Genomic DNA, 19,375 nt, shown 5'->3' with positions numbered 1-19,375 from the left:
TGGCTGCGTTGACTGTCCACATCCCGCGCGTTCGTCCACAGGCAGCAGGCAACCGGCTTTCGGCCACCCCGATCTCGATAAACTGGAGCAGGGCTGTCCCCCCTGAGGAAGGGCGGGGGCTGCGCTCGTTCGGGGTGGAGCGGGCAACGCTTGTTCGAGGTGGGGGGCTGCGCTCGTTCGGGGTGGGGCGGGCGAAGCGGGTGGCGAGGTGGGGTGGGTGGGGCGTGAATTAGGCGGGTGTGGGGATTGAGGTCGGGGCTGCCTGCGGGTGGTCAGCCGAGGGTGCCGGTGGCGAGCAGGCCGCCGTCGACGCGGATCGTCTCGCCGGTGATCCAGGACGCCTTGTCCGTTGCCAGGAAAGTCACGAGGTCCGCCACGTCCTCCGGGGTCCCCAGGCGCTTCATCGGGTAGACCGATCCGGCTTCCGCCTCCCGACCCGTGTACAGCGCCTGGGCGAAGCGGGTCTTCACCACCCCCGGCGCCACCGCGTTCACGCGGATCCCCGGGCCCAGTTGCCAGGCCAGTTCCTCCGTCAGCCGGATCAGCGCCGCCTTGCTCGCCCCGTACGCCGAGAGCACCCCCGTCGACCGCAGCCCCGCCACCGACGCGACGTTCACCACGGCGCCCCCGTGCTCGGCCATCCACGCCCGGTGCGCCAGTTGCACGAACCCCAGGGTCCCCACCACGTTGGTGTCGAAGACCTTCCGGACGGCGTTCAGGTCGGCGTCCATCAGGGCGGCGCCCACCGGGTTGATGCCCGTGTTGTTGACCAGGACGTCCAGGCCGCCCAACTCCGCCACCGTGCGGTCGACCACGTGCGCGCGGTCCTCGTCCTGTCCCGTGTTTCCCGGGATGCCGATCACCGCCGCCCCGGGGACGGCCGCCGCCACCTCGGCCACCGCCGCGTCCAGCGGTTCCGGTTTGCGTCCTGACAACGCCACCGACGCGCCCTCGCGCGCCAAGGCCGTGGCGATGGCCAGGCCGATGCCCCGGCTGGCGCCCGTCACCAATGCCACCCTGCCCGCGAGTTCGCCCATCCCCCCGACCCTAGTGCCCCGACCCGGAACATCGACCATCTCTCGACCCGCCAGGCCGCGTTGCCGAAACGACCGAGTACGCCCAGTACGAGGCCGTTCCGGCGCCTTGCCCGCCAGGCCGTGGACAGGCCGGTACACGGCCGACCTCCCGGGTCGGGGCACTAGCCCCGGAACCCGCTCGCGGGCGCCGGTAGACTGGGGGACGTGGTCCTCCGAGACGGCGTGATCCTCATCGACTGACGGCCGGTCGGGCCCACGTGCCACGGCACGCGGGCGGATGACCCCTGCCCACGACCACGGCCACCTCTCCCGGAGCTTCCTTTGATCACCGCCACCGATCTCGAACTTCGCGCGGGCTCGCGCATCCTGCTCTCCGACGCCTCCCTGCGCGTGCAGGCGGGCGACCGCATCGGCCTCGTGGGCCGCAACGGTGCGGGCAAGACGACCACGTTGCGGGTCCTCGCGGGTGAGGGGGAGCCCTACGGGGGCGAACTGCGCCGCACCGGCGAGCTCGGCTACCTGCCGCAGGACCCCCGCGAGGGTGATCTCTCGGTCACCGCCAAGGACCGGGTGTTGTCGGCGCGGGGGCTCGACGAGCTGCTGCGGGAGATGGAGAAGGCGCAGACCGCGATGGCCGAGCACGCCGACGAGTCGGTGCGCGACAAGGCCGTGCGCAAGTACGGGAGGCTGGAGGAGCGCTTCGCGTCCCTCGGCGGGTACGCCGCCGAGAGCGAGGCGGCGCGGATCTGCTCCAACCTCGGCCTCGCCGACCGGGTCCTGGCCCAGCCGCTGCGGACGTTGTCCGGTGGGCAGCGCCGCAGGGTGGAGCTGGCGCGCATCCTGTTCGCCGCCTCCGAGTCGGGTGTCGGCGGTGGCGCGGGCACGATCCTGCTGCTCGACGAGCCGACGAACCACCTCGACGCGGACTCCATCAACTGGCTGCGCACCTTCCTCAAGGGGCACAACGGCGGCCTCATCGTCATCAGCCACGACGTCGAGCTCCTCGCCGACGTGGTGAACAAGGTGTGGTTCCTCGACGCCATGCGCGGCGAGGTCGACATCTACAACATGGGCTGGCAGCGCTACCTCGACGCCCGCGCCGCCGACGAGAAGCGCCGCCGCCGCGAGCGGGCCAACGCGGAGAAGAAGGCGTCGGTGCTGATGGCCCAGGCCGACAAGATGCGCGCCAAGGCCACCAAGGCCGTCGCCGCGCAGAACATGATCAAGCGGGCCGAGAAGCTGGTCTCCGGCCTCGACGAGGTGCGCCAGTCGGACAAGGTCGCCAAGATCCGCTTCCCGGAACCGGCGCCCTGCGGCAAGACCCCGCTCACCGCCGAGGGGCTGAGCAAGTCGTACGGCTCGCTGGAGATCTTCTCCGGGGTCGACCTCGCCATCGACAAGGGCTCCCGGGTCGTCATCCTGGGCCTCAACGGCGCGGGCAAGACGACCCTGCTGCGGCTGCTCGGCGGCATGGAGACCCCCGACTCCGGCGGCGTCGTCGCGGGTCACGGCCTGCGCCTGGGCTACTACGCCCAGGAGCACGAGACCCTGGACCACAACGCCAGCGTCTGGGCCAACACCCGGCACGCCGCCCCGGACGCGGCCGAGCAGCAGCTGCGGTCGCTGCTGGGCACGTTCCTGTTCACCGGCGAGCAGCTCGACCAGCCCGCGGGCACCCTTTCGGGTGGCGAGAAGACCCGGCTGGCCCTGGCCGGGCTGGTGTCCAGCGCGGCCAACGTGTTGCTGCTCGACGAGCCGACCAACAACCTCGACCCGGCCAGCCGCGAGCAGGTGCTGGACGCGCTGCGCCGCTACACCGGGGCGGTCGTGCTGGTCACGCACGACCCCGGTGCGGTGGAGGCGTTGGAACCCGAGCGGGTGATCCTGCTCCCAGACGGGACCGAGGACCACTGGTCCGCCGAGTACCTGGAGCTCGTTCAGCTCGCCTGAAAATCGCCGTTTTGCTGGGATCTTGTATTCCCGGATCACACTGGGTCCCGATCCGGGCATCCGGTGTGATCACGGGTCCTCGGTCATCATTTGCTCGTCTCGTCTGGCATTTCGCGCGGCGGTGTTCGATCATTGCGGCGGTAGGGGCCACCCGTGGGCCCCGCCACTCGCGACGGAAGGCGGACAACGTGGCTGACCTCAAGAAAGGCGCGCGGATCACCGGTGCCACGCGCGACAAGCTTGCCACTGACTTGAAGAAGAAGTACGAGAAGGGCGCCAGCATCCGGGCGCTCGCGGAAAACACCGGCCGCTCGTACGGATTCATCCACAGAGTGCTGACGGAGTCCGGTGTGACGCTGCGCGGGCGGGGTGGCGCCACCAGGACGAAGAAGAAGTAAGGCGGGCAGGCGGCCGCACCCGGTCCGGACCGCGAGGTCACCGAGGTGGCGGGTCGCCCGTCCGGCTGTCCACACCGGAGCGTGAGCCCGGTGCGGACTCCCCGGTTCCCACCCGGACCCGCTCGGCGGCGGCGAAGGCGAGCGCCGAGCCGAGCAGCACCACCGGGTAGACCAGGTATCCCCACCGGGTGGCGGGCGCGAGCGCGATGGCCGCGCCCAACCCGATCGCGGTGCGCGCCAGGGCATCCGCGGCTGTCCGCGGTGGACGGAGCGCGACCCAGGCGGCCACGGCGCAGGCGGCGAGTCCCAACAGGACCAGCGCGGCGGCGTGCCCGGCCGCCCCCAGACCGGCGAGCAGGTGACCCGGCAGGGGGCTCGACGCGGGCGAGGACGCCCGCCCGAGCCCGACCGGGAACTTCACCACGTGCTCGACGAACGCGCCCGCGTCGACCAGCAGCACCGGCAGCACGACGGCTGTGCCCACGGCGAGCAGCGCCACCAGGAACGCCGCCGCGGCGCGGAGTCCCCGGTGCGCCAGCAACCCCACGGCCAGCACGGCGGCGGCGGGCAGCGCGGTGAGCTTCATCGTCACCAGCACCGCGCACAGCGCTCCGGTCCACCATGGACTCCAGCGGGTGTCCCGGTAGGCGAGGGCGGCGGCCAACACGACCAGCGCGGCCACCGCCACGTCGTCACCCGCGACGGTGAGGGTGAGCGCGGTCAGCGGGCTCGCCACCACGAGCAGCGCGGCGGGCACCGGGACGGTCGGCCTGCCCAGCAGGTGCCAGGCCAGCAGCAGCGCGCCCGCGGTCACCACCAGGAAGGCCACCCGCGCGTCGGTGAGCGGGTGGTCGCCGAACAGCGCCCGCGGCAGCCCGAACACCGACATCGACGGGCCGTAGGGCGTGTAGTCGTCGGCGTGCGGGGCGCGGCCCAGGGTGTTCAGGTCCAGGTACGGCGTGCCGTCGGCCAGCCACGCGCGCGCCGCCCGCTCGACCACCCACACCTCGGGCTGCGACGGGAACGACCACGGCCACGGGCCCCAGGTGTAGCCGGGGTCGCGGCGGAACGACAGGTACAGCAGCGGTGCGATGGTCCCGACCAGGGTGCTCAGCCACACGGGCAGCCACCGCGACCCGCGGCCGCGCAGCGCGACCCGACCGGCCAGCGCGGCGGCGACCAGGTACGCGACGAGCGCGCAGTTGCCCCAGATCCGGTAGCCGTAGAACTCCGAACCCGCCGCGGTGACGCCCGCGAAGACCGCGAACCCCAGGTAGAGCACCAGGTCCAGCCGGACACCGGCCTTCGCGACCCTCAACGGCATCGGTGTCGTGCCCTCCCCGTCCCCCGGCCGCGAGCGGCCACCCGCCCCGGCAGGTTACCGAGGGCCGGGTGCGCGTCCGTAGGCCGGGGAAGGTGTCAGGGCCGTCGGGCGTTCGGGTAAACCGGTACGGCGCCGGTCCACCACCCGGCGTGGACGCTGGAGGGAAACGCGTGAACAGTCCTCGCCGGGTACTCGCGGGCGTGATGAAGGCGGCCGACGCGCCGCGTGAGGTGCGGAAGGGGACCGTGCGCCGGGTGTTGCGCTTCGCCATCCCGCACCGGCCCCGGTTGGTGGGGTTCGTGCTGCTCACCGTGTGCGTCGCGGTGCTCGGCGTGACCACTCCGCTGCTCGCGGGCCGGGTCGTGGACGCCATCGTGCGGCACGCGCAGGTGTCGGAGGTGGTGTGGCTGGCGGTGGCCATCGCCGCGCTGGCCGTGGTCTCCGCCGGGCTCGGCGTGGTCGAGCGGTGGCTGTCCGCGCACATCGGTGAGGGCCTGATCTTCGACCTGCGGCGCGAGGTGTTCGGGCACGTGCAGCGCATGCCCGTGGCGTTCTTCACCCGAACCCGCACCGGTGCGCTGGTCAGCAGGCTGAATTCGGACGTGATCGGAGCGCAACGGACTTACACCACAACATTGGCCGGTCTGGTCAGCAATGTGATCCAGTTGACGTTGTCGGTCGGGGTGATGATGACCCTGTCCTGGCAGGTGACCGCGCTGGCGCTGGTGCTGCTGCCGGTGTTCGTGCTGCCGACCCGGCGGGTGGGCAAGCACATGGCAGGCCTGCAGCGGGAGGCCGCCGGGCTCTCGGCGGCGATGCACTCCCAGATGACCGAGCGGTTCTCCGCGCCCGGCGCCACCCTGGTGAAGCTGTTCGGCCGCCCCGAGGCCGAGCTGGCCGAGTTCAGCGCGCGCGCCGGGCGGGTGCGTGACATCGGGATCCGCACCGCGATGGCGTCCCGCTGGTTCATGACCGGCCTGCAACTGGTGTCCGCGCTGGCCCAGGCGCTGGTCTACGGCCTCGGCGGCTACCTCGCGCTCACCGGCAGCCTGGCCCCGGGCACCGTGGTGGCGCTGGCGCTGCTGCTGACCCGGCTCTACGGCCCGCTGACCTCGCTGGCCAACGTGCGGGTGGACGTGATGACCGCGCTGGTGTCGTTCGAGCGGGTGTTCGAGGTGCTGGACCTGGCGCCGATGATCACCGAGCGGCCCGGCGCTCGGGCGGTGCCGGACGGGCCGGTGTCGGTGCGGTTCGACGACGTGCGCTTCGGCTACCCGGCGGCGGACAAGGTGTCGCTGGCCTCGCTGGAGGAGGTCGCCGTGCTCGACCGGCGCGGCGGGCAGGAAGTGCTGCACGGGGTGTCGTTCACCGCCGAGCCCGGTCAGCTGGTCGCGCTGGTCGGCTCGTCCGGCGCGGGCAAGTCCACCATCGTCGGGCTGCTGCCCCGGCTCTACGACGTGGACTCCGGCGCGGTGCGGCTGTCCGGTGTGGACGTGCGGGACCTGACCCTGGCCGCGGTGCGCGAGACCGTCGGCGTGGTCACCCAGGACGGTCACCTCTTCCACGACACCATCCGCGCCAACCTGGTCTACGCGGACCCGTCGGCCGATGACGACGCCATCTGGTCGGCCCTGCGCCAGGCCAGGCTGGCCGAGCTGGTCGAGTCCCTCCCGGACGGTCTGGACACCGTCGTCGGCGAGCGCGGCTACCGCCTCTCCGGCGGCGAGCGGCAGCGGCTGACCATCGCCCGCCTGCTGCTGGCCCGGCCGCGCGTGGTCGTCCTGGACGAGGCCACCGCGCACCTGGACTCGGAGTCGGAGGTGGCCGTCCAGGCCGCGCTCACCGACGCGCTGCGCGGCCGGACGGCGCTGGTGATCGCCCACCGGCTGTCCACGATCCGCGCCGCCGACCAGATCCTCGTCGTGGAGGACGGCCGGATCGTCGAACGCGGCACCCACGAAGACCTGCTGGCCTCCGGCGGCCGGTACGCCGACCTCTACACCACGCAGTTCGCCGAAGCCGAGGTGCCGAGCTAGATCCACCCCTCCTGCCAGGCGATGCGGGCGGCGTCGTGGCGGGAGGTGACCGCGAGCTTGGTCATCGCCGAGGACAGGTAGTTGCGGACCGTGCCGTGCGCGAGGTGGACGGTGTTGGCGATGTCCTGCACCGACCCGCCGACCCGGGTCAGGCGCAGCACCTCCAGCTCCCGCGCGGTCAACGGGCAGGTGTCCTCGGTCAGCGCGCTGGCGGCGATCTCGGAGTCGACGTAGCGGGCACCGGCGTGCACGTCCCGCAGGATCGAGGCCAACCGCGCGGCCGGGGTGGTCTTGGGCACGAACCCGCGTACCCCGGCGGCCAGCGCGCGGCGCAGCACGCCGGGCCGGGCGTGCCGGGTCACGATGACGACCGCCGCGGCCGCGCCGATCTCGCGCGCCGCCCCGATCCCGTCGAGCGCGGGCATCTCCAGGTCCAGCACCGCGATGTCCGGCCGGTGCGCGGCGACCGCCGCCACCGCGCCCGCGCCGTCGCGCGCTTGGGCCACCACCGTGATGTCGGGCTCCAGCTCCAGCAGGGCCGCCAGCGCGCCCCGGATCAGGTCCTCGTCGTCGGCGAGGACCACGCGGATCCCGGTCACGGGGCCACCGCCTCGCCGGTGAGCCGGAACGCGCCGTCGACCAGCTCGGCGCGCACGGTCCCGCCGACGGCCGCGAAGCGCTCCCGCAGTCCGGTCAGGCCGCTGCCGTCACGGGAGGCCCGGTCGTCCCGCGCGCCGTCGTTGCGCAGGTCCACCCGGACCCGGCGGTCGGCGACCCGGATGGCCAGCGCGCACTCGGTGGCCGCGCTGTGCCGCAGGACGTTGGTCGTGCCCTCGCGGACCAGGGCGCCGAACAGGGGTTGCAGCGGCGGTGGCACGTCCGTCGCCGCGCCGGTGACCGTGGCGCTGATGCCCGCCGCGCGCAGGATGTCGACGGCGTTGCCGATCTCGGTGGACAGGCTGGTGCGGCGGTAGCCGTGCACCACCGCGCGGGTCTCCCGCAACGCGGTCCTGGCCAGCTCGCTGACCTCGGCGGCCTGCGCGCGGGCCGCGTCGTCGTCGTGGCCGACCAGCCGCTCGGCCAGCTCGCCCTTGAGCGCGATGGCCTCCAGGTGGTGGCCCTGGATGTCGTGCAGCTCGGCGGCGAAGCGCAACCGCTCCTCGGCCACCGCCAGCTCGGCGGCCACCGCGCGGGCGCCGTCGAGCTCGCACAGCACCGACCACAGCCACACTTGCAGCAGGTTGGCCAGGCCGAACAGCGGGGGCATCACGGCCGTGGCGATCAGCCAGGGCGGGGTCCACAGCCGCGGGTCCTCGGCGAAGGGGAACACCGACAGCGCCACCGCGGCGCCGCCGCCGAACGCGAGCAGCCACCGCCGCCAGCCGCGCAGCGTGGGGACCAGCGTGGCGATCAGCATGCTGGGCGGGAACGACCAGGCCATGGTCAGCGGGGCGATCGTGGCGGAGAACCACCACGCGCCGAAGGCGACCAGCATGGTGAGCGGGATCTCCCAGGCCCGGGTCCGCTCCGGGCCGATCCCGGGCATGGCGAGCGTGCTCAGCCGCAGGCACTGCGGGAGCACCACCACCGCCGCGAGCCCCAGCAGCACCGTCGGCCAGGGTCGGGCGCCCACCGTGGCCAGCAGGTTGAACACGAGCAGCAGCGTGAACATGCCGATCGTGAACCCCTGGGTCCACCAGATGTACTTGCGCGCCCTGGTCATCGGTGCCTGTCCGCTCACCCGCCGAATCTAACGAGCGGTGGACGCCCCGGCGCGCGCGTTCACCAGGTCCTGACATTTGTCACGCCCACCCCGTGTGGATCATCCACGGACTGCTGACCGGTGAGCCTGCCGCCGACGCCCTCGCGGCGCGAGACTCGTGGTCATGAGGGAACCGGTGATCACCGTGCAGGGGCTGCGGTGCGCGTACGGGTCGTTCGAGGCCGTGCGGGGTATCGATTTCGAAGTGGGGCAGGGGGAGCTGTTCGCGCTGCTGGGCACGAACGGCGCAGGGAAGACGACGACGCTGGAGGTGCTGGAGGGGTTGCGGCCGCCGACCGGCGGCGCGGTCCGGGTGTTCGGGCTGCGGCCGGACGCCGACCGCGCCCGGATCCGGCCGCGCACCGGCGTGCTGCTGCAGGACAGCGGCGCGAGCGGCGAGCTGACCGTGCTGGAGACGCTGCGGCTGTGGGCGTCGCTGACCAGTCGTCCCTCCGATGTGGACGAGGCGCTGGTCGCGCTGGACCTGGTGGGCAAGTCCGGGGTCCGGGTCAACCGGCTCTCCGGCGGCGAGCGCAGGCGGCTGGACCTGGCCGTGGCCACCCTGGGCGGCCCGGAGCTGCTGTTCCTGGACGAGCCGACCACCGGCCTCGACCCGGAGTCGCGCGGGCGCACCTGGGACCTGGTCGAGAAGCTGGTGGCGGGCGGTACGACCGTCGTGCTGACCACGCACTACCTGGAGGAGGCCGAACGCCTGGCCCACCGCCTGGCGATCATGCACGAGGGGCGGGTGGCGGTCTCCGGCGCGGTGGTCGACGTGCTGGCCAGGGAGGCGTCCCGGATCGGCTTCGACCGGCCGGAGGGGCTGATCGCGGCCGAGCTGCCCGCCGTGTCCGGCGCGATCGACCCCGACGAGTTCGCCAAGGGGCGCGTCGAGATCCGCACCCGCGCGTTGCAGGACGACCTGGCGCTGCTGCTGGCGTGGGCCGGTGCGCGGGGTGAGCGGTTGACGCGCCTGCGCGCCCACCACGCGTCGCTGGCGGACGTGTTCCACGGCGTGCGCGACCAGGTGGTGGCGGCGTGAACGCGGTACTCGCGCTGTCGCGGGCCGAAGTCCGCCAACTGCTGCGCAACCGCACCACCGCGGCGACGGCCCTGGTGCTGCCGCTGGTGATGGGCGCGCTGTTCAGCTTCACCGGCGGCCACCCCGACTGGACCTTCGTGCTCACCGCGCAACTGGTGTCCGCGCAGGGCTTGACCGTCTACATCAGCGCCACGACGGCTTGCGCGGCCCGCCGCCAGGACCTGTCGTTGAAGCGGCTGCGCACCGGTGAGCTGCCGGACCTGACGATCCTGCTCGGCGTGCTGGCGCCGTTCGTGGTGCTCGGGATCGTCCAGTGCCTGGTCATGAGCGGCGTGGCGTTCGCCGCGGGCGCGCCCGCCCCGGCGAATCCGGCGGCCTTCGCGATCGCGCTGGTCGGTGGCGTCGCCGTCAACGCGGCGGTGGGCCTGTTGACCGCTTCCGTCACGGCGACGCCGGAAGCCGCGCAGATCACCACTGCGCCGTTCTTCTTCGCGGCGTTGGGCGGTGGCATCTGGGTGCTGGCAACGGATCCGGCGAAGGTGAAGGAGTACATGCTGCTGCTGCCCGGGGGAGCGGTGGCCGACCTGGTGCGCGGACCGGCATTGGGCCTGTGGTTGCCCGAACTGTCCCTTGTGGTCTGGACGGCGGTGGCGTGGACCTACGGCGTCCGCAAGACGCGGTGGGACCGCCGTTCCTGAGCCAACTCGGCGGGGGAAAGGAGTTGGCCGGTGACCGGGGAACCGGTCACCGGCCGACGACGCGCGGTCGCGGGAAGGCTTGCGCCATCGGGGTGGATTGGCGGACGGCGGATCTCGGGTGTCGATACAGTGGGTTTCTCCTGGATCGAGGACGGGGGCGACCATGGGTTTGCGCGAGCGCGCGGACGGGGACGACCGCGCGGCCGAGGTGGCCAACTCGATCGAGTCTTCGGTGGTCACCGGGCTCGTCGTGCAGGCGCGGTCGGCCACGGTCGAGAACACCCACCACCACTACTCGCGGCCCCGGTGGGCGGTGTTCGCCGCCGTCGCGGTGGTGCTCGTGGCGGCGGGGGTGTGGTTCGCCGTCGAAGTCGACTCCGGGCCGGAGGAGCGGGGTGACCCGATCTCGCTGGTGGGTGCCGCCGCGGTGGTGGGGGATCGGGAGTACGCGCGGCCCGATCGACTGGGTACGGGGCCGGAGTACGAGAGCCTGCTGGACACCACCGCCGACGCGTACCGCCCGCCGTCGGACAGCGGGTTCGTCCCGGTCGGCACGACCACCGTTTCGTTCCTGCTCCGGGGCAACCGATCGACGCCGGTGCAGGTCACCGACGTCAGACCGGAGATATCCGAGCGGCGGCCCCCGCTCACCGGCACGCTGCTCGTCTATCCCCCGCCCAGCAGCGAGAAACCCGCGATCGAGCTGAGCGCCAACCTCGACGACCCCCGGCTGATCGTGCGGAACCCGCTGAAGCCGGACACCGCGTGGTTCACCGACCACCACGTCGAACTGGCCAAGGACGAGACCCAGCAGTTCTCGGTGACCTTCTTCGGCAGGCTCGCGTCCTACTCGTTCCGGATCGCGGTCGACTACGTCGACGGTGACGGGAACCCCGGTCGGTTGACGGTGTCCGCCGCTGCGGGGTCTCCGTTCCAGGTCACCGGAAAACCCGCCGACGGACGGTACGGAATCGTTTTCCTGCCGAACTTCCCGGCGAGCTATGGATGGTACGTGTGCGGGACGCGACCCGAGGACAGGTGCCTCCGATGAGGACAGTGGCGGTTGTCTTGGCGCTGTTGTTGATGGCCGCCGGTTGCACGTCCGAGTCTCCCGGGGTGCCCGACGCACCGGACGCGCCGCGGCTCGCGGCGGGCCTGGCGTGGCAGACGGAGGTGTGGGCGAACGGGTACGCGGTCGTCGGCGGCACGGTGTTCGCCGGGCGGCAGAGCGGCCTGACCGCCGTCGACGCGCGGACCGGCCGGACGGTGTGGCGGTTCCGGTCGCCCGAGGGGATGAACGTCACCAGTTGGTCGGTGACCGGGGGCGCGGTCACGGTCGCGATGGACACGGCGCGCGTGACCGAGCCCGGTGCCGAGTACGACTGGTCGACCATCGGGCTCGACGCCGCGACGGGCGAACAGCGGTGGGACGACGACCGCGCCGAACTCCTGCCGTCGAACGGCCACTTCGGACCGGAGTACTCGCCTTTGCGCTTGGCGGCGGGTGCCGGGGTCGTGGTCACGCCGACCTACGACGACAGCGGCAACCTGGGCTTGGCGGGCGTCGACGCCCGCACCGGATCGCTCGCGTGGGACCGCCCCTTCGCGGGCCTGTCCGTCGGTGGCTTCAGCGGGTGCGCGGTCACCGATCGCGACGAGACGCTCTTGGCCGACGACCCCGTGCGCAAGGTGACCGAGCCGCTGGTGGCGTCCGACGACGACCTCGCGGTGGTCGTCGCCCAGTGCGCGCAAGGGCGGGCCGTGCTCGGCTTCGACCCGCGCACCGGGGAGCCGCGCTGGGCCACACCGCTACCACCGGAGCGACCGAAGTTCCTGGTGATGGACCGCCGCGCGATCCTGGTCACCGGGGAGGGCGCGGGGACTGTCCTGACGTCCGACGGTCGCGCGGTCTTCGCCGGGCGCCTGCCCGCCTACCTGCCCGTGATGGCGGTCGTCGGCACCACCGCGGTGGTGTCCGGGATCGACGGCACCGACGACCCGCTCGTCGCGGTCGACCTGGGTGGTCGGGGCGTGCTCTGGTCGCAACCGCGCCCGAGTGGTGACCTGCCGACGAACACCCTGCGCCGCAACGCCTACCAGTCCATGGCGGTTGCCGGTGGCGCGGTGCTCGGCTACCGCGCCTCGCCAGGTGGCACGCAAGAGGGACTCACCCCGTTGGTGGACCTGTTGCCTGTCGCGGTCGACCGGATCGATCCCGCCACCGGCTCGACCCGGTCCGCCCCGCTCGCGGTGGTCGGTGGCGGAGCGGCGATCGGGGTCGTGGACAACCGGCTCCTCATCGCGTCCGGGATGCTGGTGACCGCCGTCGAACTCGCACCGGACGGCTCCGTCAAGCACGGCAACGCCCCGGCCCCGCCCGACCGCTGGCCCGACCCGTGCGACCTGCTCACCCCGGACTACCTCGCGCGGTCGTGGCCCGCGCGCCCGCCGAAGCCGGTCGGCACACCGGGCACCCTCCTGGGCGCGGCGCTGCCCCGCCCACTCCGCTGCGTCTACACCGATCTGGACGGCTCGGCTCCCGCGATGGTCTCCGTCCGCTGGACGGCGGCCGACCCCGCCGACGCGGCCGCCCTGGCCGCGGGTCTTCGCGTGGAGTCCGGGGACCCCTGGTCGAGCGAACCGCTCAAGCCCCTGGTCCCCGACGTCGGCACCTGGGCGATCGGTGACGGCGCGGTGGAACTCACTGTCCACACCGGACCGGTCATCGTGGACGTGCACGCCGAGGACCTCGCTGTTCCCGCGGTCCAGATCGGCAAAGCCGTCACCGCGAGACTCCAGGAACTGGGTTACCGCTGACCGGTGCCCGGGGAGATCCGGCACCGGTCAGCGGCCGTGCTCAGCCCAGCTGCGGGACGCGGTCGCCGTAGCGCTCCAGGAAGGCCGCGTTCGCCGCGTCCCCACCGTCCACGTTGGAGCTGCGCCACAGCGGCAGCTCGACGCCCGCCGCGGCGGCCTTGTCGAAGAGCCGGGCCAGGACCTGGTTCCACAGGTACGCGTTGCACAGCGTCGACAGCGAGGCGGTCACCGGCGAGTCCACCGGGTACGCCACGTCACCCGGGCCCGTCAGGGTGTCCAGGATGATCGTGGCGTTGACCGCCAGCTTCGTCCCCGCGCGCGGCGGGGTGTCGGCCGACGCCGCGGGGGAGGTGACCGCCACGACCGGGCAGCCCGCCTCCAACGCGGTCACGGACAGCTCCACCGGGTAGTGGTTGATGCCCGAGTTGGAGAAGATGAACAGCACCTCGTGGCCCTTGCGGGGCACCATGCCGAACACCTCCCTGGCCAGCCCCGGCCGCCGCTCGGCCGCGGTGGCCCGCCGGGCGCCGCCGAAGACCTGGAGTTCCTCGGTGAACAGGGGGCGCACGCAGGCGAGGCCGCCCGCGCGGAAGAACGTCTCGGCGACGGCGGCCAGCGAGTGGCCCGCGCCCGCGGTCAGCACCAGGCCGTCGGCGCGCACGCAGGCCAGCACGAGGTCGGACACGTCGTCGAGCGCGTCCGCGTTGTGCTCGCCCACCTTCGCCAGGTGGGCAAGGACCTGCTCGCCGTAGGCGTCAGCCGGCATGGGTTTCTCCTCTTGTTGTGCTAGGTGAGCTGTTCGGGACGGTCCGCGTCGGCCCCGTCGGCGAGGTCGGCGCAGTCCACGCCGCGCACCGGGTGCCGGGCCAGGTAGGGGGACGCGCCGGTGTCGCCGACGGCCAGCTCGGCGACCCCCGCCCAGTGCGCGCGTCCGATGAGGACCGGGTGCCCCGGCCGCCCGCCGTACTCGGCGCGGGCCAGCGCGTCCGGCGCGGCCAGCGCGGCCAGCCTGCGCACCGCGGCGGCGCCGACGCCGGGGGTGTCCACGGGCAGCACGACCACCGCGACGGCGGCGGAGTCCGCCAGCGCCGCGAGCCCCGCCCGCAGCGACGAGCCCAGTCCACTGGCCCAGTTCGGGTTGACCACGACCTCGGCGGGCAGCGGCGGCACCTCGTCGGCGCCCGCGCCCAGCACGACGACCCGCGGCGACAACCCCTCGAGCGCCGCCAGCGCGTGCTCCACCAACAGGCCGCCGCGGTAGGGCGCCAGTGCCTTGGGCATGCCGAAGCGCCTGCCTCCGCCCGCGGCGAGCAGCAGGCCCGCAACCCGGGGGACGGCCATGAAAAGTCAGCTTAGAGGGGACTACCGCAGATGATCGAGTAGCAGACCGGTCAGCCAGTCCGCCGCCTCCTGCGGCACCCAGTGCGAGACATCCTCGGCCATCTCGAACCGGTACGCCCCGCTCACCCAGTCCCCGCAGCTCAGGGCTGCCGTGGAGCCGACCGTGACGTCCTCGGTGCCCCACACGTACAGCGCGGGCACGTCCACTTTGTCCGGAAGCGTGTTCCAGCGCTCGGCGCGGAACCAGTTGAGCGCGGCGGTCAGCGCGCCCGGCTCGGCGAGCCGCTCCAGGTAATCGTCCACGTCCGGAGTCGCTACCCGCCACTCGAACAGCTGCCGCAGCGCGGCGCCGCCGTCGGCCAGCAGCCGCCGCTCGGCCGAGCGCTCCCGCAGGACCGGCAGGTGCTGCGAGCGCATCGCCTGGTCCTCGTCCGAGCGCTCCGCCGCGGCCAGCGCCCCCGGGTGCGGGTTGGCCACCGCGGTGATCGTGCGCAGCCGGTCCGGGTGCTCGGCGGCGGTGTGCCAGGCCACCACCGCGCCCATCCCGTGCCCGACCAGGTCGAACTCGGCCCAGCCCAGCGCGTCTGCCACCGCCAGCACGTCCTCGACCAGCGCCTCGAGCCGGTAGTCCGCGATGTCCGGGGGCCGCGCCGACGGCGAGTACCCGCGCTGGTCGAACGCGACCGCGCGCAGCCCCGCGTGCCCGAGCACCGCCACCTGGTGCGCCCACGCCGTGGCCGCGGTGGGGAAGCCGTGCAGCAGCAGCACCGGCCTGCCGCCGGGCTCACCGGCGGTAATCGCGTCGAACGTACCGGTGCTGGCCTCGATCTGCCGGTGGTCACTCACCGGGCGAGGTTACCGGGGGCACCCGACACTTCTCCCCATGACCGTTTCCCGTCACCAAGCCGCCCGCGCCGGATACGCGAAGATGAGGACGTGACCACCTCTTCCGGCCCAGCGCCGAGACTCGCGGCCTACGGCCCGCCCCGCCCGCCCCAGGCCAGGGCGGTCGCGCTGGTACTGCACGGCGGCCAGGAGCACAGCCGTGTCCCCGGCTCCCGGTGGTACCCCGCCTACCTGCGGATGATGCCCTTCGCCAGGGACATCGCCGCCAAGGGCGCCCCGCACGGCGTCGCGGTCCGACTGCTGAAGAACCGCTTCCGCGGCTGGAACGCCCCCGACCTCGACCCCGTCCAGGACGCCCGGTGGGCGCTGGACGAGATCCGCCGCGAGTTCGGCGACCTGCCGGTGGCCATCGTCGGCCACTCCATGGGCGGCCGGGTCGGGCTGCGCGTCGCCGACGACCCGTCGGTGCGGGCCGTGTGCGCACTGGCACCGTGGACACCGGAAGGCGAGCCGGTCGAACAACTCGCCGGTCGAGAGATCCTGATCGCGCACGGCGACCTCGACCGCACCACCTACGCCCACGACTCCTACGACTACGCCCGCCGCGCCAAGGAGGTCACCGACCGGGTCGCGCGGTTCGACGTGCGCGGCGAACGGCACGCCATGCTCCGCCGGGCCCGCCAGTGGACCCGGTTGGCCACCGGGTTCGTACTCGGCGCGCTGGAGACCCAACCGGCCGACCCGCGGATTACGAACGCCATGCGACAGCCCGCGCCGGAAGGGCTGCGCGTTCCGCTCTAGAGGAGGACACCAGTGACGGGTGGCGATCGACGCCGCGTGGCGGTCATCGGCGGCGGGGTCTCCGGGCTCACCGCCGCCCACCTGCTCCAACGCCGCCATGACGTGACCCTGTTCGAGGCCGACGACCGGCTCGGCGGGCACGCCCACACCCACGACCTGGCCACCCCGGACGGTCGGGTGACCCAGGTGGACAGCGGGTTCATCGTGCACAACGAACGCACCTACCCGAACCTGCTGCGGCTGTTCGCCGAGCTGGGGGTGCGCACCCGCGAGACCGAGATGTCGATGAGCGTGCGCTGCGCGGGGTGCGGCCTGGAGTACGCGGGTGCCAAGGGCCCGCTCGGCGTGTTCGCCCAGCCCAGGAGCCTGCTGCGGCCCCGCTTCCTGGCCATGCTGGCCGAGGTCAAGCGGTTCCACCTGCACGCCGCGCGGGTGTTGCGCGAGGACCCCGGTGAGATCCCGCTGCGCGCGTTCGTCGTGGTGGGCGGCTACTCGCGGTACTTCGTCGACCACTTCCTGATCCCGGTCGTGTCCGCGGTCTGGTCGGCCGGTCCGGAGCTGAGCATGCGCTACCCGGCCCGGTACCTGTTCGAGTTCCTGCACCACCACGGGCTGCTGTCGGTGTCGGGCTCCCCGACCTGGCGCACGGTCGTCGGCGGGTCGCGCACCTATGTGGACCTCGTCGCGAAGGGCCTGTCCACGGTGTCGGTGTCCACTCCGGTCCGCGCGCTGCGCAGGCACGTCGACCACGTCGAGGTGCGCGACGCCGCGGACCGCGCCCACCGGTTCGACCACGCGGTCGTGGCCACCCACCCCGACCAGGCGCTGCGGCTGCTCGCGGTGCCGACCGCCACCGAGCGGGAGGTGCTCGGCGCCTTCGAGTACTCCACCAACGAGACCCTGCTGCACACCGACGCGTCGGTCCTGCCGCGCGCCGAGCGGGCGCGGGCGTCGTGGAACTACCTCAAACCCGCCTGCGACTCCGCCGACGGCCCGGTGCGGGTCAGCTACCACATGAACCGGCTGATGGGCCTGACCGAACCCGAGGACTACGTGGTCACGCTCAACGCCCCCGACCAGGTCGCCGAGGGCAGCGTGTTGCGCCGCATGACCTACCACCACCCGATCTACACCCCGGAGACGGTGGCCGCGCAGGCCCGGCTGCCCGAGCTCAACGACGGCACCCTCGCCTACGCGGGCGCCTACCACGGCTGGGGCTTCCACGAGGACGGCTGCGCCGCGGGCGTCCGCGCGGCCGAGTCCCTCGGGTCGGGCTGGGGCGGATGACCGCGGCGCTCTACGACGCGCGGGTCCGGCACGTGCGCTTCGAGCGCCGCCACGGCGACTTCACCCACCCGGTGTACCTGTGGCTCGTAGACCTCGACGACCTGCCCCGCTTACCCCGCTGGCTGCGGCCGTTCGCCCGGTTCGAGGCCCGCGACCACCTCGGTGACCCCGCGCGGTCGATCAAGCAGAACCTGCTCGCCTGGCTGGCGGGCCAGGGCGTCGAGGTCACCGGCCGGGTGCTGATGCTGGCCAACGCCCGGGTGCTGGGCCATGTGTTCAACCCGATCACCGTGTACTGGGTGCACGACGCGGACGGCGCCGTGGAGTGCGTGGTCGCCGAGGTGCACAACACCTACGGCGAGCGGCACTGCTACCTGCTGCGCACCGACCACGCGGGGCGCGCCCGCGTCGACAAGGAGTTCTACGTCTCGCCGTTCCTCGAGATGGGCGGGCACTACCGGATGCGGCTGCCGGAGCCGGGCGACCGGCTCGCGCTGACCGTCACCCTCCGCCAAGGCGGCACGACCCCGTTCACCGCCACCCTCACCGGCACCCGGCTGGCCGCGACCCCCGCGGCGGTCGCCCGCATGGTGCTGCGCCGCCCGCTCATGCCCCACCGGGTCACCGCGCTCATCCGCGCCCACGGCATCGCGCTGTGGCTGCGCCGGATCCCGGTGGTCCGCCGTCCCCGGCACGCCCGGCAAGAAGGAGTCCAGTGACCGATTCACCCCTGACCGACACCCCCTTGCCCGAGGACGCCCTCGCCGAGACCGCCCTGGACCGGCCCACCGCGGCCGACCAGCGGGGACCGGCCTGGGACGGGCTGGCCACCCCGCCCCGCGACCCGTTCCGCGCCCGGATCGCCCGGGCGCTGTTCCACAACGCCGTCCGCGCCATGCCGGTACGCGTGGTGTTCCCCGGCGGGCGCCGGATCGGCGCGGGCGGCCCGGACTCTCCGGTCATGCGCGTGCACCGGCCCGCCGCGTTCTTCCACCGCCTCGGCGTGGACTCCAAGATCGGCTTCGGCGAGGCGTACATGGTCGGCGACTGGACCACGACCGCGCTCGCGGACCTGCTGACCGAGTTCTCCGCGCGGATGAGCACGCTGATCCCGCCGCGCCTGCAGGCGTTCCGCCGCTGGGTGGACCCGCGACAGCCGTCGGCGGAGGAGAACACCCTCACCGGGTCCCGCAGCAACATCCGGCGCCACTACGACCTGTCGAACGAGCTGTTCGCGGAGTTCCTCGACGAGACGATGACCTACTCGTCGGCCTGGTTCCCGGACGGCTCCACCGACCTGGCCGCAGGCCAGGCGCGCAAGCTCGACGGCGTGCTGGACTACGCCGCGGTCGGGCCGGGGACGCACCTGCTGGAGATCGGCACCGGCTGGGGTTCGCTGGCGATCCGGGCCGCGCGGCGCGGCGCGCGCGTCACGTCGCTGACCATCTCGGCGGAGCAGAAGGAACTCGCGGAGAAGCGGATCGCCGAGGCCGGGCTGGCGGACCGGGTGCAGGTGCTGCTGCGCGACTACCGCGAGGCGCACGGCAGCTACGACGCCGTGGTCAGCGTGGAGATGATCGAGGCGGTGGGGGAGCGGTACTGGCCCACCTACTTCGCCGCGGTGGACCGGTTGCTGAGGCCGGGCGGCCGGTTCGGGCTCCAGTCCATCACCATCGCCGACGACCGGCTGCGCGCCACCCGCGGCGGGTACACGTGGATCCACAAGTACGTGTTCCCCGGCGGGATCATCCCGTCCCCGGAGGCGATCGACCGCGCGCTGGCCCAGACCGGGTTGCGGGTGGGCGAGTTCCGCGACTTCGGCCCGGACTACGGCGAGACGCTGCGGCAGTGGCGCGAGCGGTTCCTGGCCGCGTGGCCGCGGGTGTCGGCGCTGGGCTTCGACGGCACGTTCCGCCGGATGTGGGAGTTCTACCTGGCGTACTGCGAAGCCGGGTTCCGGTCCGGATACCTCGGGGTGCGCCAGTTGCGCATCGGCCGATGAGGAGGGCCCGGGTGGGTGGGCGCCCACCCGGGCC

The 19,375-nt window shown here is 73.1% G+C and carries 18 protein-coding genes; 11 read left to right on the top strand and 7 right to left on the bottom strand.

The features are described 5' to 3' along the window. Positions 1–272: 272 nt before the first annotated feature. Positions 273–1,037, bottom strand: coding sequence for an SDR family oxidoreductase (locus tag CLV40_RS17905; RefSeq protein ID WP_104480082.1), 765 nt, complete (start codon positions 1,035–1,037; stop codon positions 273–275). Positions 1,038–1,358: 321 nt separating this feature from the next. Here CLV40_RS17905 and CLV40_RS17900 point away from each other — a divergent pair, with 321 nt between their 5' ends. After that, a complete protein-coding gene (locus CLV40_RS17900) occupies positions 1,359–2,987 on the top strand; it encodes an ABC-F family ATP-binding cassette domain-containing protein (protein WP_104480081.1) in 1,629 nt (542 codons plus the stop codon). A 188-nt stretch (positions 2,988–3,175) separates the two neighbouring features. Beyond that, on the top strand, positions 3,176–3,385 hold the full coding sequence (locus tag CLV40_RS17895) for a helix-turn-helix domain-containing protein (RefSeq protein WP_104480080.1): 210 nt from the start codon (positions 3,176–3,178) through the stop codon (positions 3,383–3,385). A gap of 37 nt (positions 3,386–3,422) precedes the next feature. Here CLV40_RS17895 and CLV40_RS17890 read toward each other — a convergent pair whose 3' ends face one another. Next, positions 3,423–4,709, bottom strand: a complete 1,287-nt coding sequence (locus tag CLV40_RS17890; RefSeq protein WP_104480079.1) for a glycosyltransferase 87 family protein — start codon at positions 4,707–4,709, stop codon at positions 3,423–3,425. Between the two features lie 203 nt (positions 4,710–4,912). On the opposite strand from CLV40_RS17890, the gene CLV40_RS17885 reads away from it, so the two are divergent. After that, positions 4,913–6,745 carry an ABC transporter ATP-binding protein gene (locus CLV40_RS17885; RefSeq protein ID WP_104480078.1) on the top strand — a complete coding sequence of 611 codons (1,833 nt, stop codon included), beginning with the start codon at positions 4,913–4,915 and terminating at the stop codon, positions 6,743–6,745. Here the strand turns inward: CLV40_RS17885 and CLV40_RS17880 are convergent. Together CLV40_RS17880 and CLV40_RS17875 are read right to left on the bottom strand one after the other, a co-directional pair. After that, on the bottom strand, positions 6,742–7,344 hold the full coding sequence (locus CLV40_RS17880) for a response regulator transcription factor (RefSeq protein WP_104480077.1): 603 nt from the start codon (positions 7,342–7,344) through the stop codon (positions 6,742–6,744). The two genes, CLV40_RS17885 and CLV40_RS17880, sit on opposite strands and share 4 nt — an antisense overlap. Beyond that, on the bottom strand, positions 7,341–8,486 hold the full coding sequence (locus tag CLV40_RS17875) for a sensor histidine kinase (RefSeq protein ID WP_245931352.1): 1,146 nt from the start codon (positions 8,484–8,486) through the stop codon (positions 7,341–7,343). The genes CLV40_RS17880 and CLV40_RS17875 overlap by 4 nt, the downstream gene beginning before the upstream one ends. Positions 8,487–8,631: 145 nt before the next feature. Here CLV40_RS17875 and CLV40_RS17870 point away from each other — a divergent pair, with 145 nt between their 5' ends. From CLV40_RS17870 to CLV40_RS17855, 4 genes are all read left to right on the top strand, one after another. After that, on the top strand, positions 8,632–9,549 hold the full coding sequence (locus tag CLV40_RS17870; RefSeq protein WP_104480075.1) for an ABC transporter ATP-binding protein: 918 nt from the start codon (positions 8,632–8,634) through the stop codon (positions 9,547–9,549). Continuing rightward, entirely contained in the window at positions 9,546–10,247 is a 702-nt protein-coding gene (locus tag CLV40_RS17865) for an ABC transporter permease (protein ID WP_104480074.1), read from the top strand. Before CLV40_RS17870 ends, CLV40_RS17865 begins: the two co-directional genes overlap by 4 nt. Before the next feature lie 163 nt (positions 10,248–10,410). Continuing rightward, entirely contained in the window at positions 10,411–11,298 is an 888-nt protein-coding gene (locus CLV40_RS17860; RefSeq protein WP_104480073.1) for a hypothetical protein, read from the top strand. After that, on the top strand, positions 11,295–13,064 hold the full coding sequence (locus tag CLV40_RS17855) for an outer membrane protein assembly factor BamB family protein (protein WP_181043573.1): 1,770 nt from the start codon (positions 11,295–11,297) through the stop codon (positions 13,062–13,064). Before CLV40_RS17860 ends, CLV40_RS17855 begins: the two co-directional genes overlap by 4 nt. A 40-nt stretch (positions 13,065–13,104) precedes the next feature. Here the strand turns inward: CLV40_RS17855 and CLV40_RS17850 are convergent, their stop codons facing one another. From CLV40_RS17850 to CLV40_RS17840, 3 genes are read right to left on the bottom strand one after another with little or no spacing between them, the layout of a single operon-like run. Further along, complete coding sequence (locus CLV40_RS17850; RefSeq protein ID WP_104480071.1) at positions 13,105–13,830, bottom strand: sugar isomerase domain-containing protein; 726 nt, start codon at positions 13,828–13,830, stop codon at positions 13,105–13,107. A 20-nt stretch (positions 13,831–13,850) separates the two neighbouring features. After that, positions 13,851–14,405 (bottom strand): nucleotidyltransferase family protein, encoded by a 555-nt coding sequence (locus tag CLV40_RS17845; protein WP_104480070.1) that lies wholly within the window; start codon positions 14,403–14,405, stop codon positions 13,851–13,853. 21 nt (positions 14,406–14,426) lie between these two features. Next, a complete protein-coding gene (locus CLV40_RS17840) occupies positions 14,427–15,251 on the bottom strand; it encodes an alpha/beta fold hydrolase (protein WP_104480069.1) in 825 nt (274 codons plus the stop codon). 90 nt (positions 15,252–15,341) lie between these two features. On the opposite strand from CLV40_RS17840, the gene CLV40_RS17835 reads away from it, so the two are divergent. The 4 genes from CLV40_RS17835 to CLV40_RS17820 are packed head-to-tail and all read left to right on the top strand — an operon-like array spanning position 15,342 to position 19,341. Beyond that, positions 15,342–16,052 (top strand): alpha/beta hydrolase, encoded by a 711-nt coding sequence (locus CLV40_RS17835; protein ID WP_104480068.1) that lies wholly within the window; start codon positions 15,342–15,344, stop codon positions 16,050–16,052. 12 nt (positions 16,053–16,064) lie between these two features. Next, the gene (locus CLV40_RS17830; protein WP_104480067.1) at positions 16,065–17,339 is read left to right on the top strand and encodes an NAD(P)/FAD-dependent oxidoreductase; all 1,275 of its coding nucleotides are present in this window, start codon (positions 16,065–16,067) and stop codon (positions 17,337–17,339) included. Continuing rightward, the gene (locus tag CLV40_RS17825; protein WP_104480066.1) at positions 17,336–18,058 is read left to right on the top strand and encodes a DUF1365 domain-containing protein; all 723 of its coding nucleotides are present in this window, start codon (positions 17,336–17,338) and stop codon (positions 18,056–18,058) included. The genes CLV40_RS17830 and CLV40_RS17825 overlap by 4 nt, the downstream gene beginning before the upstream one ends. Before the next feature lie 56 nt (positions 18,059–18,114). Further along, positions 18,115–19,341: a class I SAM-dependent methyltransferase gene (locus CLV40_RS17820; RefSeq protein ID WP_219824022.1), complete on the top strand. Its 1,227-nt coding sequence runs from the start codon at positions 18,115–18,117 to the stop codon at positions 19,339–19,341. Positions 19,342–19,375: the final 34 nt, after the last annotated feature.

Source organism: Actinokineospora auranticolor (assembly GCF_002934265.1).
GTDB lineage: Bacteria > Actinomycetota > Actinomycetes > Mycobacteriales > Pseudonocardiaceae > Actinokineospora > Actinokineospora auranticolor.
Note: the sequence above shows the minus strand (reverse complement) of the source record. Positions and strands in the feature narration are given on the sequence as shown.

What these genes read in the sequence shown, in the direction of transcription:
- CLV40_RS17905 (WP_104480082.1), bottom strand. Translation starts at nt 1,037, where the DNA reads ATGGGCGAACTCGCGGGCAGGGTGGCATTGGTGACGGGCGCCAGCCGG.
- CLV40_RS17890 (WP_104480079.1), bottom strand. Translation starts at nt 4,709, where the DNA reads ATGCCGTTGAGGGTCGCGAAGGCCGGTGTCCGGCTGGACCTGGTGCTC.
- CLV40_RS17885 (WP_104480078.1), top strand. Translation starts at nt 4,913, where the DNA reads ATGAAGGCGGCCGACGCGCCGCGTGAGGTGCGGAAGGGGACCGTGCGC.
- CLV40_RS17870 (WP_104480075.1), top strand. Translation starts at nt 8,632, where the DNA reads ATGAGGGAACCGGTGATCACCGTGCAGGGGCTGCGGTGCGCGTACGGG.
- CLV40_RS17860 (WP_104480073.1), top strand. Translation starts at nt 10,411, where the DNA reads ATGGGTTTGCGCGAGCGCGCGGACGGGGACGACCGCGCGGCCGAGGTG.
- CLV40_RS17855 (WP_181043573.1), top strand. Translation starts at nt 11,295, where the DNA reads ATGAGGACAGTGGCGGTTGTCTTGGCGCTGTTGTTGATGGCCGCCGGT.
- CLV40_RS17850 (WP_104480071.1), bottom strand. Translation starts at nt 13,830, where the DNA reads ATGCCGGCTGACGCCTACGGCGAGCAGGTCCTTGCCCACCTGGCGAAG.
- CLV40_RS17845 (WP_104480070.1), bottom strand. Translation starts at nt 14,405, where the DNA reads ATGGCCGTCCCCCGGGTTGCGGGCCTGCTGCTCGCCGCGGGCGGAGGC.
- CLV40_RS17825 (WP_104480066.1), top strand. Translation starts at nt 17,336, where the DNA reads ATGACCGCGGCGCTCTACGACGCGCGGGTCCGGCACGTGCGCTTCGAG.